Genomic DNA, 18479 nt, shown 5'->3' with positions numbered 1-18479 from the left:
TTAGTAATCATTACTATGTATATATACCCTAACATATTGTTCATGGCTACATCAAACCAACCCAAAAAACCAGTCCCAAAAATGAAGAACAAAAAAAGCCCGCTCCCGGGCGGACTATAAGGCTGTGATGGCTTCAGCATATTTTACAATTTTATTCTTGCCGGTTCGTTTGGCGGTGTACAGTGCCTTGTCGGCAGCAGAGAAGAAAGGCTCTTTGCCCATGCCTGCGGCATATTCCTCGATGCCGATACTGACCGTGATTGCCTTGTTCTCAAGCTCAGGGTAGTGTCGGTCGGAAATGCTCTGCCGGATGTTGTCGAGCGTCTCCAGCGTATCACCAATGGACCGCTCCGCAAAAATAATAGCGAATTCTTCTCCTCCGTAACGGGCGACAAAATCATTGGGCTTCACAAAGGACTGCAGGCACATGGACACATCCTGAAGCACCAAATCCCCTGCACGGTGACCGTAAGTATCGTTGATCCCTTTGAAATTATCGACATCCAGCAAAGCCAGATGAATCGGAAATTCATTCTGGCCCTGCTGTTCGATGAGCTTGTTCAGATATTCCTGAAAGGTCAAATGGTTGTACAGTCCGGTAAGCTGATCCGTTTTGTTCAAGTATTCCATCATGACATTTTGAATCAGAAGGGATTCATTATGTTTAACAGACTGGTTCAGGGATTGCTTGACGACCAGAAAATGCTGTACGACTCCAAGCAGAATCAGGGATACACCAGCCTGCATCAGGATAATGACGAGTATGTCTTCAACCTGAATACCGGATCTTGCTGCTTCGAGCGTGTTAGCTAATCCCAGCGTCAGCAGACTGAACAGGAGTCCGAAAAAGATATTGCTGTACCTGAAGTGAAAAATGGAAACCAGGATAGGAAATAAAATAATCATAAACAAGGTCTTGTTATCATGATGCGCCAGGAGCTGGATGGCTGATATCACTGCTGCCGAGAATAAAATGAATATTCCTCTGAACCGGTCGGACAGGAGGCGGGAAAAAAGCTCAGTGAACAGGCCGCAGCTGACCTGACAGGCGAGCGGAAACCATAAGCTGAAACTGGCCGCATGTATAGGTGATGATGATATTACATTGAAAGAGTAGGTAAGCACTACACTGATTAAAATAAACAACCAGAGACAATGAAGTATAATGCGTGAAGGTTCGGTCTGCCTTCTGGATTGCTGTTGGTTCAAGTTGATATCACTCCGTTACGCAGCTTGTCGTATGCTGTAAAACTCTAACCAAAACTATACCATGGAAGCCATTTGCATTGGAACAGAATTTTCTTCTACTACCATTTCGGCATAATGAATGAGGAAGTTTAGGGTTTCTTCCAAAAACCTGTTCCGTATATCCCTTTTAAGGCCGCCATATACTTAGCTTAGGGAAGGGAAAGGAGTGAGTCCATGGAACTGTTTATGATATCAGCTCAAGTGCAGGTTCAGACAGAGGCAGACCGGCTGTACCGCGCTTTGAAGGATCGGTTAAAAGGGTTGCACTTATCCAGCAAGGGCTTTCGTTTTGCCTTCAAGCACGCAGAGGATCGGGCCGCATGGGTATGCAGGGCCTCCGATAAACATCCGCAATTCCTTGAATCGCTCCCAGAGGTCTATCTGGCCGCCGCCGGAGCGCTGGCTGATTTTATCCTTGATGTTCATGAAGAGAGAATGCTGCGCAGTATGATATTCCTGGATTATCCGGAGCTTGAAGATGAGGACCGGGAGCGTGTCCTGCTGATTTGTCAGCAGCTGCTTAAGGGGGAAGAGGGGGAGGAAGAGCATCCGTTCCGGCGGCGCCATGAGCTTTTGACGACTGGGCTGGCCCAGGATCTGCCGGATCTGCCTTATTTAAATCTGGAGGGGATTCTCCGTTTCCGTCTGCAGGACTACAAGCAGGAATTAAAGGAAGTGGTGGAATATGCCGTGGACGAATTCTGGATGGACCGGCAGTACGAAGAATTTATGGGGCTGCTGAAGTATTTTGTTTATTTTCAGGAAGTACGCATGCCGCTGGTTCATGTTATACATAGAGGCGGTCACCGGTTTGATGTACTGGATGCCACTCTTCGGCCGCTTGTTCTGCCTGAACCGGATACGGTTGTGGTGGAAATGCCGGGCATTGAACTGGAGATGGAAGTAGAGGATCTGATACTCAGCACGCTGATCACACTGTCACCCGGACAGATTCTGCTGCATTCAGCTGAGCCGGATGCCCAGTCGGTGCGCAGCATCTGCCATATCTTCGAAGAACGGGTACGGCTCTGCGAACCAGGGGGGCATGAGTTTTCCGAGACCGGGACATGTCTTGTATCTCTTGACGGAGAAGAGGTAGGGAATTATAATAACTGATAACTTGACTTAAAAGCGATGACAAAGACATGATCCGGATCTGCGGCCGGTCCAGAGAGAGGGAACAGCGGCTGAAATTCCCTTCCGATGCCTGTGTTTGGATTACCCCTTTGTAGCTGCGATTATGAACACCATTTTTGTCCCAAGACAAAGGATGGTCAGTAAGAATTGCCGGTTCGTCACCGTTACAGGATGCCAACGAGAGTTGCGGTACAGCATGTACTGCAGCTGAAGCTAGGGTGGAACCACGAGTACAGCACTTGTCCCTTTCCCAGGGAGAAGTGCTTTTTTTATTGTCCTGGCTGAGCTGATCTCGGACCGCGCGCTGTGCATCATTGATGCGTAACGCTCAAATTTAGAATTAAGGGGATGAACGTGACCATGTCAGTAAATATCAAATTGCCTGACGGTTCTGTCCGTGAGTATGCGGACGGAAGCAACATTGAGGATGTGGCAGCCTCCATCAGCAGCGGCCTGCGCAAGAATGCGGTAGCCGGCAAGCTGAACGGAATTGTGGTTGACCTATCTACACCACTGGAGGAAGGTGCCTCCATTGAGATTGTAACCCAGGATTCGCCGGAAGGGCTTGAAGTGATCCGCCATAGCGCCGCTCACTTGACTGCCCAGGCTGTAAAACGTCTGTTTGGCAGCAAAGAGGTTCATCTGGGAGTAGGCCCGGTTATTGAGGACGGATACTACTACGATATGGATCTGGAGCATTCGTTGAACCCGGAAGATCTGCTGAAGATTGAGAAGGAAATGGAACGGATTGTCAATGAGAACCTGCCTATTACCCGCAAAGAGGTGTCCCGTGAAGAGGCGCTGTCCATTTTCGGCGAATTGGGTGACCCGTACAAGCTGGAACTGATCCGTGATCTGCCGGAGGATAGTGTAATTACGATCTATGAGCAGGGCGAATTCTTCGACTTGTGCCGCGGTCCTCACGTGCCTTCGACAGGCAAAATCAAAGTATTCAAGCTGATGAATGTAGCCGGCGCATACTGGCGCGGAGACAGCAAGAACAAGATGCTGCAGCGTATTTATGGCACAGCATTTGTGAAAAAAGCTCAATTGGACGAGCACCTGCACCTTCTGGAAGAAGCGAAAAAGCGTGACCACCGCAAGCTCGGCAAAGAGCTGGAAATGTTCACATTCTCCCAGCTGGTCGGCCAGGGCCTGCCAATCTGGCTTCCTAACGGTGCGAAGCTGCGCCGTACACTGGAGCGGTATATTGTCGATTTGGAAGAGCGGCTGGGATATCAGCACGTCTATACACCGGTACTGGGTAACGTTGAGCTGTATAAAACATCCGGCCACTGGGAGCACTACCAGGAAGATATGTTCCCTAAAATGGAGCTGGACAACGAAGAGCTCGTTCTGCGCCCCATGAACTGTCCTCACCATATGATGGTGTACAAGAGTGATATGCGTTCCTATCGTGATCTGCCGATCCGGATTGCAGAGCTCGGTATGATGCACCGTTATGAAATGTCGGGGGCCCTGACTGGTCTGCATCGTGTACGTGCGATGACGCTGAATGATGCGCATCTGTTCGTACGCCCGGATCAGATTAAGGAAGAGTTTGCCCGTGTCATCGAATTGATTATGATTGCCTATAAGGATTTCGGGATTCATGATTACCGTTTCCGTCTGTCCTACCGGGATCCAAAGGATACAGAGAAGTATTTTGAGAATGATGAGATGTGGGAAATGTCCCAGCGTATGCTGCGCGAGGTTGTTGAGAGCCTCGATATGCCGTTCTTTGAAGCGGAAGGAGAAGCCGCATTCTACGGTCCTAAACTGGATGTTCAGGTCAAGACTGCACTGGGCAAGGAAGAGACGCTGTCCACCGTTCAACTTGACTTCCTTCTGCCGGAACGCTTCGAACTGGAGTACATCGGTGATGATGGCCAGAAGCACCGGCCAGTTGTTATCCACCGCGGTATTCTCGGTACTATGGAACGCTTCACAGCTTTCCTGCTCGAGAACTTTGCTGGATCTCTGCCGTTGTGGCTGGCTCCGGTTCAGGCGAAGGTCATTCCGGTTTCCGGCAATTTCGAGGATTACGCACGTGAAGTGACAGACAAGCTGCAGCGTGCAGGCATTAATGTAGATGCCGACCTGCGCAACGAGAAGCTCGGGTACAAAATCCGTGAAGCCCAGCTGGAGAAGGTACCGTACATGTTCGTCGTCGGTGAAAGCGAGAAGAGCAGCGGAAGTGTCTCGGTCCGTAAGCGCGGCGAAGGTGATCTGGGTGCCAAAACGCTGGACGAGGCCATCGATATGCTTCGTGAAGAAATTTCAAGCCGCGCAATTCATAGCAACTAATTGATCTACAGTCATTAACTACGTCTTACCTATGATCCTCTGCCGCCGGATCGTGCACTGTGTTACAGCTAAAGTGAACGATTTCGGTATAAATGGACTTTTTTCTGGAAAACCTTGCAGTAAAGGGGGAGGTTTTCACATGAATGACAAGTCCATTGGGCAGAGGATTTTTGCTTTGGTTGCGATATTTACCTTGATGCTGTCGTATAGTCTTATGCCTGCGCGTGTCCAGGCAGCAGAATTCAGGGAGATTCCCAACGCAGACACCGATTACATGTATTCCCGTCTTAGCTTATTTACCGGAAGTCTGCTGAGCCAGCTGGCGCCGGTCTACGCATATACTGCATCCCGAAATCTGCCGGATCTGCCATCAGCGTCGGATATGGAGGCTTATCACAAGGCGCAGCCTAAACCTGCACCTCAGGTAAAGAGGGAGTCGACCCAAGATCTGTTGCCGGTGCTTGCACCGCCTGAAGAACAAATTATATCGGCCGTTGAGGTGACAGCTACTGGTTACACTGCCGGGGTGGAATCTACGGGAAAAAGTCCATCTCATCCTCAATACGGTATTACGTACTCCGGAGTCAAAGTCAAGCGGGACAAGAGCAAGCTGTCGACCATTGCTGCGGATCCGCGTGTATTTCCGTTGGGCAGCATTTTGTACATTCCTGGTTATGGTTACGGCATTGTAGCTGATACGGGTTCAGCCATCAAAGGCAACAAGATTGATCTGTACTTCAAGACCACCAAGCAGGTGTTCAGGGAGTGGGGCAAAAAAAATGTAACCGTTCAGGTGATCAAACGGGGAACCGGTAAATGTACGGAAGAAATGCTGCGGCACTTCGGAAAGGTGATTGAAGTTAATAAGTCCATTCCATCGTCTGTGCTTGAGAAAACACTTTAAGCGCATAAGGCCGGGAACGTCTTCGCATACTACTCTAGGGAACTGAATTTCCCTTATTATAAAATCGAGGAGGCTTTCCAACATGGCTAGAAACAGAGGCGGAATGAATCGTAATCTTTCTACAGAATTTGGTCAAGACAGCAACTTCAACACTGTAGCACCAAAAGTACAGCAATCCGCACAAAACAAAGTACAGGATAACTTCCAAACACCAAACGAAAAGTATGATGAAGAATTTGCTGTAGACACAGCAAGCAACATTTCTCAATCCGTTCAATCTTCTGCGCGCGGTAAAGTTCAAGAGAACTTCAAGACACCAAATGAGAAGTTTGACGAGAACTTCAACGCCAAGCAATAAATAAGCGTGTTGGAGGATATTCCAACGACGATGAAAAACCCCGGTGCTTCTGCGCCGGGTTTTTTCCATTCTAATCCAGCTTCTCCGTCTCTGGACCGAGAACAATTTCCTTCTGACGGCGCTTCTGTCTTGGACAGGAATTGCGATACACTGTCTACAGGAAAGAGTGATGCTGTGATGTAAGCAGCTAACGTAAAGGGGAATGAGTGATGAAGCATTTTTCGAGTCGATTGTTTGCCGGAGTGCTGCTGGTAGCGCTGGGTGTCTTTTTTATACTCGATCGGATGGGCGTAATCGATTTCAGTCTCGGATATTTGATATCGACCTACTGGCCTGTCATTCTGCTGATATCCGGGTTAAAGATGCTCTCGGACCGTCGGGGCAGCCAGGGCTTGGTCGGGCCTTTTATAGTCTTGGGCATCGGTATTTATTTTCAGGGCAGGAACCTGGGATGGTTTTATCTGTCTCCCGGTGATTTCTTTAAATTTTTGATCCCGGGTCTGTTCATCTGCTGTGGATTATATGTTCTGTTCCGGCCCCGCCGGGCGGATCAAGAGCGCCCCGTTTCACCGGAGCCTCCGTTTGACAGACGGGATATCCGTCCGCTGGATGAGGAGTTTGGCAAAGCCGGCCTGTCGCTGGATGAACAGTTTGAACAGACTTTCGGCAAAATGGGACCTGATGCAAAAACAAATCCGCTTGATGCACCTGACTACGAAGACGATGGAGACGACCGCTATCGTGATCGGCGTAACCGAAGTGAACACAGAGAAGATCCTCGCCACCGGAAGGAATGGGCTGAAGGCTGGGACCACAAGCACCGGCACAGCGGTGACAAGGTCAACAAGTCTACCTTCATCGGCGACTTCCATCTAGGCCATGAGGATTTTCAGCTTAAAAATACGAATGTTTCACAGTTCATCGGGGACACAGTCATTGATTTGACGAAGGCGCAAATTCCTTATGGCAAAACTAAAATCAATATTTCTGCTTTTATTGGCGACGTGAAGGTTTTCATTCCGGATGATATGGATCTCGGCATCAAAGTAAACACCAGTTCGTTTATCGGAGATATGTCCGTCCTGAATGAAAAGCGAAGCGGGTTTATGAGCAGCAGTCAGGTTGTCAGTTCCTTTTATAAGGAGGCGGATAAGAAAATTATTCTGAATATCAGTGCTTTTATCGGTGATATTCGGGTGAACAAGGTGGGCTAACGATGATCAAGAATACTTTGTCCCTGTTCAAAACAGCCAAGTGGGAGCTGTTGACTTATTTTTTGCTCACGGGTGCGGTGTCCGCGTTAGCTCTCTACATGGGATATTGGAATGGCTATATCCGGGTAACGGACACGCATGTCTGGCTGCTGTATATCCTCAGCATTCTCATCGCCACTGCTGTTATCGGTTATATAGCCGGCATTCGGATCCAGCGCCGGATTGATATGCTGGATCTGAATATGCTGCAGGTCACCAAAGGAAATTTGTCTGTTCGTATGCCTGAGACCGGAGACCGTTCCTTCGCCAGGGTCTATCACGAATTTAATACGATGATGGACGCGATGGAGAAAAAAATGCGCCTGCTGCAGCGATTCGGTGAGCAGGAGGTGCTGGAAAAGGAGCAGTCTGCAGAGCGTGCGGTGCTGGAGGAGCGGCGGCGTCTGGCACGGGATCTCCATGATACGGTCAGCCAGCAGCTGTTCGCTATACATATGTCGGCTTCAGCGCTGCCGAAGGTGCTGGAAGCAAGTCCCGAACAGGGCAAACAGGTGATGGATCAGCTGATCTCGATATCCCAATCCGCCCAGAAGCAGATGCGGGCGCTCATCGCCCAGCTTCGGCCTGTGGAGCTCCAGGGGAAATGTCTGGCCGAAGCCCTGGATGGCTGGTTCCCGGACTACTGCCGCCAGAACGGCCTGAAAGGAATCAAGGAGCTGGACTTGCAGGGGGACTTATCGGAAGCGATTGAGCATCAGTTGTTCCTGATCATCCAGGAGGCAATGGCAAATATTGTGAAGCATGCCGATGCGCGGCTGGTCAGCCTTTTTTTGCGTGAAGGGGAACGGCATGTGAGCATGAGCTTGAGCGATGATGGTCAAGGATTTCAGCAGAGCGAGACGAGGCAGGGCTCTTACGGTCTGATGACGATGCGGGAGCGTGCGGAGAAGCTCGGGGGACAGGTAGCTATTGTCAGCAAGCCGGGAGCAGGTACAACCATACGAGTACATATACCAATATATAAAGATGAACAAGCTGAAGTGTTGGACAGAAACCACGATATTCCGGAAAGCGGAGAGGAGCCGAGGAAGGAATGAGCAGTACAATGAGAGTGATGATTGTTGATGATCATGATATGGTACGGATGGGCTTAAAAACATACCTGATGCTGGAGCCAAGCATTGAGGTCATAGGTGAAGCGGATAACGGGCAAAGAATGCTGGATTATCTTCTGAATCACCCGGCTGAGGAGCATCCAGATCTTATTTTAATGGACCTCATGATGCCGGTTATGAACGGGGCACAGGCGACACGGGCGATACTCGGCAAGTTTCCGCATCTTAAGATTGTGATCCTGACCAGCTTCCTGGAGGACGACCTGGTGGTCGAGGCAGTTGAAGCTGGTGCTGTCAGCTACGTGCTGAAGACGGTATCAGCCGAAGAGTTGATTTACGCGCTCCAGGGAGCCTGCCGGGGGATGCCGGTGATGACCAGCGACGTCTCACAGGCATTGACTCGCGGTATCCGGCAGCGTGCCGCTCAAAGCGACGATTCCGGACTGACCGAGCGTGAGAAGGAAGTGCTGCTGCTGATCGCGGAAGGCAAGAGCAACAAGGATATCGCAGAAGAGCTGCATATCAGCATCAAGACGGTGAAAACCCATGTCAGCAACCTGCTGATGAAGTGCGAGTTGGAGGATCGGACACAGCTGGCCATTTATGCTCACCGCAAAGGATGGGTGCAGAACACCTGATTATATGGCTTTTATCTCCTTTTTAATTGTTTTTAATGTGTACTTAAGGTTTAAAGTACAAAATAAAGACAGTTAAAAGAACAACCTTTGTAGTTAAAGGACAGGAGGAAGCTAACGATGGACGATAACAAACAATTCGGTCGCCGTGAAGATGAGAAGGATCAAGCAGCAGGTCAGCAGTCCAGCGAGAAAAACAAAAACTCATCCTACTACTACTCTTACGGACCGTTTTCTTCTATTAACAATAACGAAGCAGGCAGAACCTCTTCTGGCGAGAATGGCTACGGAAGACAGGAAGGTGAGGTTGAGGTGACGGAGCCTCAGCAGGTCAAACCGATTCCGGCAGCCTATCAATCCAATCCGGTTCCGCAGCCGGCCAGCAGCAATTCAGGCGGCGCCAGCGGCAAGAATTGGCAGTATAACCAGAAGCCGAAGAAATCATCATTCCGTACTGCTTTCTTTTCCTTCATCGCCGGCATGATTGTCATCACCGTGCTGATGTATACAGCAGACCGGACCAATCTGTTCACGCCGGATGCAGCTCTCAATCAGAACCAGTCAGCCGCGGCGACCACAGCTTCGGGCGAAGGCTCGGGCAGTAATGATAACAACGGTTCGGGCTCCAGCGGTGTCGTACCGGCTGTTATGCCTAGCGGATCGGCTGATGTGCAGTCTGTAGTGAAAAAGGCGGGACCTGCAGTCGTGAAGATCAGCACCTTGTCCAAATCAGGCGGCAGCAGCAGTAACGGTGGAAACAGCGGGAACAGCGGCAACTCTTATTTTAATGACCCGTTGTACCAGTACTTTTTTGGCGGTTCCGGTGATGGCAGCAGCAATAATGGCGGCAACGACAGCGGCAGCAGCGGCAGCGGCAAGCTGACACCGCTTGGTATTGGTTCCGGTTTTATTTTTGATAAAAGCGGCTATATCCTGACGAACAATCACGTTATTGAAGGCGCTGATGTCATTCAGGTTACGGTTGAGAACATGAATAATAACAGACCTTACGAAGCCAAACTGCTTGGTCACAGTGCAGATCTGGATCTGGCTGTGCTGAAGATCGAAGGAAACAATGATTTCCCTATCGTATCGCTTGGCAACTCTGATAACGCTCAGGTTGGCGAGTGGATGGTTGCGATCGGTAACCCGGAAGGGTTCGAACATTCTGTAACTGCAGGTGTCCTGAGTGCGAAGGAACGTGAAATCACAATTAACAGTGAATCTACAGGCCAACCTACCCAGTACAAGCATTTGATTCAGACGGATGCTTCCATCAACCCTGGTAACTCTGGTGGTCCGCTGCTGAATCTGAACGGTGAGGTCATTGGCATGAACGTAGCGGTAAGTGCGGATGCCCAAGGTATTGGTTTTGCAATTCCGGCCAACACGATTTCGTCGGTACTGGATAAGCTTAAGAATAATCAGGAAATCCCTAAAGAGCCTGTACCGTTCATCGGTGCGACTTTGGGAGACATGAGCCCTCAGGTTGCCCAGGAACTGGGAACAACACTGACTGAAGGTGCATATGTTAACCAGGTTATGTTCAAGTCCCCGGCTTACCAGGCAGATCTACGTCAATATGACATTATTACAGGCATCAATGGTACAAAATATGCAACCAGCCAGGAATTGATTGCCTTTATCCAAAAGCAAAAAGTCGGTGATACGATTACGCTGAACGTCAATCGCGACGGTAAAAACCTGGACCTGAAAGTGAAACTCGGCGACCGTAACCAGTTTGCGAGCTCGCAGCAGGGACAAAGTCAGGATTCTTCTCAGCGCTAAGATGTTCACAAGCCGGCCATCTGGGTATCCAGCAGGCGGAAGGGCAGCCCCTTCCGCTTTTTGCATGCCACGGATACAATAAGGATATGGGGTTATCCAAGATCAGAGCTGATTAAAGGGGATAGATATAAATATGAGATCAACCATATTGGTAATTGATGATGATGATAAAATTGTATCGATGCTGCGCCGTGGACTTGCCTTCGAAGGGTACGAGGTGTTGACCGCAAGCAACGGTGCCGAGGGACTGAACAAGATGCTGTCGGGTGAACCGGATGTTGTTGTTCTGGATGTGATGATGCCGCAGGTGGACGGATTTGAAGTGTGCCGCCGACTGCGCGAAGCGGGCAGCACCGTACCGATCCTGATGCTGACAGCAAAGGATGAGATCGAACACCGGGTCAAAGGACTTGATCTGGGTGCCGATGATTATCTGGTTAAGCCGTTTGCTCTCGAAGAACTGCTGGCCCGTGTACGTGCACTGCTGCGCCGGAAAACTGAGACAGCAGACAGTTCCAGCGCAGCGCTGGTATTCGAAGATATTATGCTGGATAACGATTCACGTGAGGTGGTCCGCGGCGGCCAGCGTCTGGAGCTGACGGCCAAGGAGTTCGAGCTGCTGCATCTCTTCATGCAGAATCCGAAGCGTGTTCTGTCCCGGGATCTGATCATGGACAAAATCTGGGGTTATGACTACAGTGGTGAATCCAATGTGCTTGAGGTATATATTGCCATGCTGAGGCAAAAAACGGAGGAGTTTGGAGGTAAACGGATTATTCAGACGATCCGTGGTGCAGGTTATATACTTAGAGGTGACAGCTAGATGTCGATTCGCTTACGACTGACCGCCTGGTATTCAGGCATCCTTGCACTGGTTTTGTTTATTTTCGGGCTGGGGATTTACGGGCTGGTCCACTACAATACGTACCATGAGATAGAGATTCAAATTCAGAACATGGGGGAAAGCCTGATCGACCAGATGAATCTGGATCCGTTCTCGAGCCAGCTGAATGTAAAGCCGGACGCTGCTACCCAGAGCAAGCTGGGCGATGCGCAATATTATGTGCAGATTAATGACTACCGTACAGGGCAGTCTTTTATTACAAGCAATCTCAAGGACAGCAATTTACGGTTCAACGTTCCCCAGGCAGATCAGGCTGCGGCGGAAAAAGGTGTTCACAAAATCAAATTTAACGGTTATCCCGCGATGATGTATCAGACACCGCTCTATGCGACTGGGGAAGATCAGGTTATTGCCTATCTGCAGGTTGCCCAGTTTACCACATCGCAGGACCGTCTTATGGATCGGCTGCAGTACATTCTGGTCTATGGTTCCCTGATCGCTGTCGTATTGGCTGCTTCGACAGGCCTGTTCCTGGCGCGCAAATCGATGCGTCCGCTAGTCAAGGTTATTGAGGCCGCGAATCAGATCCAGTCGGGTGACGATCTTAGTGTGCGTATAGAATATGATGGTCCGCCGGACGAAATCGGAAGTCTGATCGGTACGGTGAATCTGATGCTGGAGCGTACAGAGGGCTTCTATAAAAATCTGGAGAACGCTTACGCGAAGCAGCGGCGCTTCGTATCCGATGCTTCTCATGAGCTTCGCACACCGTTGACTACAATCCGGGGCAACGTTGATTTCCTTAAGAAAATGTGGGCCTCCGATCAGAGCGAACGGCCGAATTTGGACGAAGAGACACTGCGTGCCATGTCCATGGAAGCCATCGATGATATGGCGGATGAAGGTAAACGGATGAGCAGACTCGTTAACGACATGCTGTCTCTTGCGCGTGCGGACACGGGGCAGACGATCGATAAGGAGCCGGTGCCGCTGGAAATTGTAGTCAAGGAAGTAGCACGCCGTGCCCAATTCCTTGAGCACAGCGCAGAGTGGCGTGTGGGTGACTTTTCTGTTCTCAATGGTGTCTATGTGAATGGCAGTAAGGATTATCTGCAGCAGATGCTCTTTATCTTTATCGAGAATGCCTTCAAGTACACACCCGAGGGCCATGTTACCTTTGACGCCGTGTTGTACAAGGGACAGGTCGGACTGCGTGTCAGTGATACAGGGATCGGTATGGACAAGGATGAAGTTCCTTATATCTTTGATCGCTTCTATCGGGCTGATGAGTCCCGCGGAGCAACAGAAGGAATTGGGCTTGGGTTATCGATTGCCAAATGGATTATAGAGGAGCACAAAGGGTCCGTAGAAGTCGTCACACGCCGCGGTGAGGGAACCACCTTTATCATCTGGCTGCCGGCCAGCTTTTCCGCTCCGGTAGAATAGGCTATAATGGGAGCATGATGGCTGTGTGGCCCGGTGCGGGTCATATATCAATCAAATATTCAGCGAGAGCTGACCCGGCAGTCCGGAGATGAGGCAGGTTCTGCTCACCGTGATTGTCCGGGAAGAGAAAGCAGGTGCTACTTTTGGAAGTATTGCGTATATCTCCGCGGGGGTACTGCTACGGTGTCGTGGATGCCATGGTGCTGGCACGCCAGGCTGCACGTAATCTGGACCTTCCCCGGCCTATTTATATATTAGGCATGATTGTGCACAACAGTCATGTAACGAACTCGTTTGAAGAAGAGGGTATCATTACTCTGGATGGACCGAACCGGATGGAGATTCTGAAGCAGGTGGACAGCGGTACGGTTATTTTCACAGCGCACGGCATTTCACCAGAGGTTCGCAAGCTTGCGCGTGAGAAAGGTCTCACTACGGTGGATGCGACCTGTCCGGACGTAACGAAAACTCATACGCTGATTGAGGAAAAGGCTGCTGCCGGGTATGAGATTATTTATATCGGGAAGAAGAATCATCCGGAACCCGAAGGTGCAATTGGCATCGCTCCGGATCATGTTCATCTGATTGAGAAGGAAGAGGAGATCGATGATCTTGTAATTCCGTCAGGCAAAATTGTGATTACGAATCAGACAACCATGAGCCAATGGGATATCAAACATATCATGAAGAAATTACTGGAGAAATATCCGGGTGCTGAAGTTCACAATGAAATTTGCCTGGCGACACAGGTTCGTCAGGAAGCGGTTGCAGAACAAGCGGGTCAGGCCGATCTCGTTATCGTAGTAGGCGATCCGCGCAGTAATAACTCGAACCGTCTCGCGCAGGTATCTGAAGAAATCGCGGGCACCACAGCATACCGTATTTCGGATGTGACTGAATTAAAGCAGGAATGGCTGCAGGGCGTATCCAAAGTGGCAGTTACTTCGGGCGCTTCTACACCAACTCCGATTACCAAGGAGGTAATTACCTACCTGGAGCAGTATGATCCGGCAAAGCCGGAGACATGGGAAATCAAGCGGACGATCAACATGAAGCGGCTGCTGCCGCCAGTCAAAGAGAAAAGCAAGACAACACCATAAAGATAAGCAAGAACCTGGCGAATGCCGGGTTCTTTTTAGATGCTGTTTAACCGTTAAGCTTGACTAGGATGTAAGAATACTGTATATTTGCTTTAGTGGATAAAAGCTTAAAAGCGAACAAGCGTTTAAGTATAACAGTGATTGTAATAGAGACAGTGATTGTAACAGTGAAGGTGTTCTTATATCATTCGAGCTATCATTCAGAACTTTTTTCGGGGTGAATACAGCACTAGGAAAGGAAGAGGAGAAATGATCGTTATTGCGAACAGCCGTACACCGGAGGAGCAAATTCAGGATATTATTCAAGTCATTGAGCGTGAGGGGCTGCAGGTGCATGTCTCGCGCGGAGAGGACCGCATTGTCATTGGCCTGATTGGAAGTGTCGAGCCTAGACTGGCAGATCATCTGCGTCAGATGAACGGTGTCGAGAATGTGGTGAAGATTTCAAAATCATACAAGCTGGCCAGCCGGGATTTCCATCCGGATAATACCGTCATCTCAGTTAAGGGTGTCCAGATCGGGGGAGGAGAACTCGTCGTCATGGGCGGCCCCTGCGCGGTAGAGAACGCACAGCAGATTGATGAGATCGCAGGATTGGTGAAGGCAGCCGGCGGTCAGGTGCTTCGCGGCGGCGCATTCAAGCCCCGTACAGGCCCGTACAGCTTCCAGGGGACAGGTGTAGAAGGACTGATTATGATGGCTGAAGCAGGGCATAAGCACGGCCTTGTGACCATTACGGAAGTGATGACACCGGAGTATGTGGACATTTGTGCCGAATACGCCGATATTCTGCAGGTCGGTACACGCAACATGCAGAACTTTGATTTGCTGCGCAAGCTGGGAGAGACTGACAAGCCAGTTCTCCTTAAGCGTGGTTTCAGCGCGACTTATGATGAATTTCTAAATGCGGCTGAATACATCCTGGCCGGAGGCAATCCGAATGTCATGCTGTGTGAGCGCGGAATCCGTACGTTTGAGAGCTACACACGTAATACGCTCGACCTGTCAGCCATTCCGGTTCTGCAGAACCTGAGCCATTTGCCTGTCATCTCGGATCCGAGCCATGGCACAGGAAGACGGGAACTAGTAGCTCCTATGACGAAGGCCTCTGTAGCTGCAGGCGCAGACGGCCTCATTATCGAGATGCATACGGATCCCGACAACTCCATGACCGGAGACGGGGTGCAGTCCCTGTTCCCGGATCAATTCGCAGAATTGCTGCAGGATCTGGAGAAGCTGGCGCCGCTGGTCGGCAAATCGTTTGCCACGCCTAAATCACCTGCCGGTATCCTTTCTTAAGCTTTACGCATAGGGTCTTCCTGGCCCGCTGTTTCCTGCTCTTTGTGCAGTGATAGCGGGCTATTTTTTATATCTAACGGTCATCAAGAAAGCGTAAGAATATCTTACATAAGTTTTAAAAATACCTGACATAGCTATTGACCATGTCATGTATGAGATTTATAATGACGACAGAAAAAAATAAACGATCATGAACGTTATCATCCAAAAGCTGTTTAATGTTCGGGAAAATTGGGAGGAAGAAAACATGTCGGTTGAAAATGTATTGAAATCTATTCAGGAAAACAATATCGAGTGGGTAGACTTCCGTTTTGTAGACTTGTCCGGCCGTGCTCATCATATCTCACTGCCAGCTACTGAAGTTGACGAAGAAACTTTCGTGAATGGCGTTGCTTTCGACGGTTCTTCTATCCAGGGTTACCGTGGAATTGAAGAGTCTGACATGGTTATGATGCCTGACCCTGAGGCTGTATACATCGATCCGTTTACGGCTCACCCTACGCTTAACGTGATGTGCAACATCCATACACCAGATGGCGAACGTTATGATCGCGACCCTCGCGGTATCGCTGCCAAAGCTGAAGAGTTCCTGCAAACAGCCGGCGTGGGCACAGCAGCGTTTTTCGCTCCAGAATCCGAATTCTTCATCTTCGACGATGTTCGCTACGAAAGCGGCATGAACAGCTCTTCCTTCTTTGTTGATTCCGAAGAAGCAGCATGGAATACGAACCGCAAGGAAGAAGGCGGCAACCTTGGTTTCAAGGTAGGCGTTAAAGGCGGTTATGTACCGGTTGCACCTGTTGATACGCAGCAGGATATCCGCAGTGAAATGTGTCGACTGCTGGGTGAAGCAGGCCTTCGAGTAGAACGCCATCACCACGAAGTAGCGACTGCAGGCCAGGCAGAAATCAACTTCCGTTTTGATACCTTGAAGAAAACAGCAGACAATCTGCTCGTTTATAAATATATCGTGCACAACACAGCTCGCCAGTACGGCAAAGTTGCAACATTCATGCCGAAACCATTGTTCGGCGACAACGGCAGCGGCATGCACGTTCACCAGTCGATCTTCAATGGCGACGAGCCATTGTTCTTCGAAAAAGGTGCTTATGCGAACCTCAGCCAAATGGCACTGAATTACATCGGCGGTATCCTGTACCATGCACCAGCTCTAATCGCTCTGACGAATCCGAGCACCAACTCGTTCAAACGTCTGGTTCCTGGTTATGAAGCTCCGGTTAACCTGGTATTCTCCAAAGGTAATCGTTCCGCTGCAGTACGTATCCCTGTAGCAGCTGTTACACCTAAAGGCTGCCGCATCGAGTTCCGTACACCGGACTCCACAGCGAACCCTTACCTTGCGTTTGCAGCCATGCTGATGGCTGGTCTGGACGGCATCAAGCGTAAAATCGATCCGGTTGAACTGGGCTACGGTCCGCTTGATACTAACATCTACGAGCTCTCGGATGCAGAGAAAGGTAAAATCCGCAGCGTTCCGGGTACACTGGACGAAGCGCTTGACGCACTGGAAGCGGACTTCGAATTCCTGACTGAAGGCGGCGTATTTACGAAGGACTTTATCGATAACTATGTAGAGGTCAAACGCGCTGAAGCAAAATCAGTATCCATCCGTGTTCATCCGCATGAATACAGCCTGTACTTCGACTGCTAAGATCGGGCAGATGATCGTAATGAATAAAAGTCTCCGGTATCCGGAGGCTTTTTGCTTTATTTGAGGGACAAGCTATATCTGAAAATAAGGCTTCTTAAATTCCAAATTCCGAACATTCAATAATATATCATGTGATGTCAGTTATTTTGAAAATTGGCTTGATGCCCGGAACGTTTACTGCTATCATAGCGATAATACAGCAACAGAGTTGTCGAAAGGGTGGGAGAAACTTGACCAAGAGAGCATATAATTTTAATGCAGGACCCGCTGCACTGCCGCTGGCCGTGTTGGAACGAGCACAGGCTGAATTCGTCGATTTTCGCGGTACCGGAATGTCGATCATGGAGATGTCACATCGCGGAGCCGTATATGAGTCGGTTCATCATGAGGCACAGGAACGTCTGCTTAAGCTGCTTGGAATTACAGAAGGCTACAAAGTTCTTTTTCTTCAGGGCGGAGCAAGTACACAATTCGCCATGCTGCCTTTCAACCTGCTGACAGAGGGCAAGACAGCGAGCTATGTCAAGACAGGCAGCTGGGCCGATAAGGCGCTCAAAGAGGCTAAGCTGATTGGACAAACGCATGTGGCGGCTTCCTCTGAAGAGGACAAGTATATGCGCATCCCGGATGTAAGCCGGCTCGAACTGCCGGAGAACACCGCTTATCTTCATGTGACGTCCAATGAAACGATTGAGGGAACTCAATATCAGCAGTATCCTGAGACCGGCTCCATTCCGCTCATTGCGGATATGTCGAGTGATATTTTGTCACGAAACATCGATATCAAGCAGTTCGGGATGATCTATGCAGGAGCCCAGAAGAACCTTGGTCCTTCCGGCATTACAGTTGTAGTCGCCCGTGAAGAGCTTGTAAGCAGCTCACCTTCCACCATTCCAACTATGCTGCGTTATGATACGCACGTGAAGAATAACTCGCTCTATAACACACCTCCGTCCTTCTCTGTTTATATGGTGAACGAAGTCCTGAAGTGGATAGAAGAACAAGGCGGGATTGACGGTGTCGAACGCCAAAACCGTGAGAAGGCATCGCTGCTGTACCAGACCATTGATGAGAGTGCTGGTTTCTATCAGGGTTGTGTCCATACCGATGACCGTTCCATTATGAATGTGACATTCCGTCTGCAATCAGAAGAGCTGGAGAAGAAATTCATCAAGGCAAGTGAAGAAGAAGGATTTGTAGGTCTTAAGGGACACCGCAGTGTTGGGGGTCTGCGCGCATCCATTTATAATGCGGTTCCTTATGAGAGCTGCCGTGCTCTGACCGACTTTATGGATTATTTCCGCAAGACCAACGGCTGACGAATGAACAGATGCATCATTTAGCGTAGGTACAACCTGATACAATCCATCTGCAGCTTGATCTGCAGGTGGATTTTTTTGACTTGCGGGGAT

The 18479-nt window shown here is 49.7% G+C and carries 15 protein-coding genes; 14 read left to right on the top strand and 1 reads right to left on the bottom strand.

What is annotated here, in order from left to right; genetic code table 11:
* Positions 1 to 114: 114 nt before the first annotated feature.
* The gene (locus tag Q5741_RS13300) at positions 115 to 957 is read right to left on the bottom strand and encodes a GGDEF domain-containing protein (protein WP_305024583.1); all 843 of its coding nucleotides are present in this window, start codon (positions 955 to 957) and stop codon (positions 115 to 117) included.
* A 465-nt stretch (positions 958 to 1422) separates the two neighbouring features.
* Between Q5741_RS13300 and Q5741_RS13295 the strand changes: the two genes are divergently transcribed.
* The 14 genes from Q5741_RS13295 to serC all read left to right on the top strand — a co-directional run bounded on the left by Q5741_RS13295 (position 1423) and on the right by serC (position 18386).
* A complete protein-coding gene (locus Q5741_RS13295) occupies positions 1423 to 2364 on the top strand; it encodes a putative sporulation protein YtxC (RefSeq protein ID WP_305024582.1) in 942 nt (313 codons plus the stop codon).
* Positions 2365 to 2745: 381 nt separating this feature from the next.
* On the top strand, positions 2746 to 4692 hold the full coding sequence (gene thrS, locus Q5741_RS13290) for a threonine--tRNA ligase (RefSeq protein ID WP_305024581.1): 1947 nt from the start codon (positions 2746 to 2748) through the stop codon (positions 4690 to 4692).
* A 382-nt stretch (positions 4693 to 5074) separates the two neighbouring features.
* Positions 5075 to 5596, top strand: a complete 522-nt coding sequence (locus Q5741_RS13285) for a 3D domain-containing protein (RefSeq protein ID WP_407074360.1) — start codon at positions 5075 to 5077, stop codon at positions 5594 to 5596.
* An 82-nt stretch (positions 5597 to 5678) separates the two neighbouring features.
* Positions 5679 to 5954 (top strand): hypothetical protein, encoded by a 276-nt coding sequence (locus tag Q5741_RS13280; protein WP_407074359.1) that lies wholly within the window; start codon positions 5679 to 5681, stop codon positions 5952 to 5954.
* A gap of 209 nt (positions 5955 to 6163) precedes the next feature.
* A complete protein-coding gene (gene liaF / locus Q5741_RS13275) occupies positions 6164 to 7168 on the top strand; it encodes a cell wall-active antibiotics response protein LiaF (protein WP_305024579.1) in 1005 nt (334 codons plus the stop codon).
* Between the two features lie 2 nt (positions 7169 to 7170).
* Complete coding sequence (locus Q5741_RS13270) at positions 7171 to 8265, top strand: HAMP domain-containing sensor histidine kinase (protein ID WP_305024578.1); 1095 nt, start codon at positions 7171 to 7173, stop codon at positions 8263 to 8265.
* A complete protein-coding gene (locus tag Q5741_RS13265) occupies positions 8262 to 8921 on the top strand; it encodes a response regulator (RefSeq protein WP_305024577.1) in 660 nt (219 codons plus the stop codon). The genes Q5741_RS13270 and Q5741_RS13265 overlap by 4 nt, the downstream gene beginning before the upstream one ends.
* Before the next feature lie 117 nt (positions 8922 to 9038).
* Entirely contained in the window at positions 9039 to 10706 is a 1668-nt protein-coding gene (locus tag Q5741_RS13260) for a S1C family serine protease (protein WP_305024576.1), read from the top strand.
* Positions 10707 to 10839: 133 nt separating this feature from the next.
* Entirely contained in the window at positions 10840 to 11529 is a 690-nt protein-coding gene (locus Q5741_RS13255) for a response regulator transcription factor (protein ID WP_305024575.1), read from the top strand.
* Positions 11530 to 12996, top strand: coding sequence for a sensor histidine kinase (locus Q5741_RS13250; RefSeq protein ID WP_305024574.1), 1467 nt, complete (start codon positions 11530 to 11532; stop codon positions 12994 to 12996).
* Between the two features lie 143 nt (positions 12997 to 13139).
* The gene (locus Q5741_RS13245) at positions 13140 to 14096 is read left to right on the top strand and encodes a 4-hydroxy-3-methylbut-2-enyl diphosphate reductase (RefSeq protein ID WP_305024573.1); all 957 of its coding nucleotides are present in this window, start codon (positions 13140 to 13142) and stop codon (positions 14094 to 14096) included.
* A 249-nt stretch (positions 14097 to 14345) separates the two neighbouring features.
* Positions 14346 to 15395: a 3-deoxy-7-phosphoheptulonate synthase gene (gene aroF, locus Q5741_RS13240; protein WP_305024572.1), complete on the top strand. Its 1050-nt coding sequence runs from the start codon at positions 14346 to 14348 to the stop codon at positions 15393 to 15395.
* 247 nt (positions 15396 to 15642) lie between these two features.
* Positions 15643 to 17067, top strand: a complete 1425-nt coding sequence (glnA, locus tag Q5741_RS13235) for a type I glutamate--ammonia ligase (protein WP_305024571.1) — start codon at positions 15643 to 15645, stop codon at positions 17065 to 17067.
* A 230-nt stretch (positions 17068 to 17297) separates the two neighbouring features.
* The gene (gene serC / locus Q5741_RS13230) at positions 17298 to 18386 is read left to right on the top strand and encodes a 3-phosphoserine/phosphohydroxythreonine transaminase (RefSeq protein ID WP_305024570.1); all 1089 of its coding nucleotides are present in this window, start codon (positions 17298 to 17300) and stop codon (positions 18384 to 18386) included.
* Positions 18387 to 18479 lie beyond the last annotated feature (93 nt).

The sequence above is a fragment of the Paenibacillus lacisoli genome (genome assembly GCF_030580655.1).
Taxonomy (GTDB): domain Bacteria; phylum Bacillota; class Bacilli; order Paenibacillales; family Paenibacillaceae; genus Paenibacillus; species Paenibacillus lacisoli.
This window is presented reverse-complemented; position numbering and strand designations above follow the sequence as displayed.

What these genes read in the sequence shown, in the direction of transcription:
- Q5741_RS13295 (WP_305024582.1), top strand. Translation starts at nt 1,423, where the DNA reads ATGGAACTGTTTATGATATCAGCTCAAGTGCAGGTTCAGACAGAGGCA.
- thrS (WP_305024581.1), top strand. Translation starts at nt 2,746, where the DNA reads ATGTCAGTAAATATCAAATTGCCTGACGGTTCTGTCCGTGAGTATGCG.
- Q5741_RS13285 (WP_407074360.1), top strand. Translation starts at nt 5,075, where the DNA reads ATGGAGGCTTATCACAAGGCGCAGCCTAAACCTGCACCTCAGGTAAAG.
- Q5741_RS13280 (WP_407074359.1), top strand. Translation starts at nt 5,679, where the DNA reads ATGGCTAGAAACAGAGGCGGAATGAATCGTAATCTTTCTACAGAATTT.
- liaF (WP_305024579.1), top strand. Translation starts at nt 6,164, where the DNA reads ATGAAGCATTTTTCGAGTCGATTGTTTGCCGGAGTGCTGCTGGTAGCG.
- Q5741_RS13270 (WP_305024578.1), top strand. Translation starts at nt 7,171, where the DNA reads ATGATCAAGAATACTTTGTCCCTGTTCAAAACAGCCAAGTGGGAGCTG.
- Q5741_RS13265 (WP_305024577.1), top strand. Translation starts at nt 8,262, where the DNA reads ATGAGCAGTACAATGAGAGTGATGATTGTTGATGATCATGATATGGTA.
- Q5741_RS13260 (WP_305024576.1), top strand. Translation starts at nt 9,039, where the DNA reads ATGGACGATAACAAACAATTCGGTCGCCGTGAAGATGAGAAGGATCAA.
- Q5741_RS13255 (WP_305024575.1), top strand. Translation starts at nt 10,840, where the DNA reads ATGAGATCAACCATATTGGTAATTGATGATGATGATAAAATTGTATCG.
- Q5741_RS13250 (WP_305024574.1), top strand. Translation starts at nt 11,530, where the DNA reads ATGTCGATTCGCTTACGACTGACCGCCTGGTATTCAGGCATCCTTGCA.
- aroF (WP_305024572.1), top strand. Translation starts at nt 14,346, where the DNA reads ATGATCGTTATTGCGAACAGCCGTACACCGGAGGAGCAAATTCAGGAT.
- glnA (WP_305024571.1), top strand. Translation starts at nt 15,643, where the DNA reads ATGTCGGTTGAAAATGTATTGAAATCTATTCAGGAAAACAATATCGAG.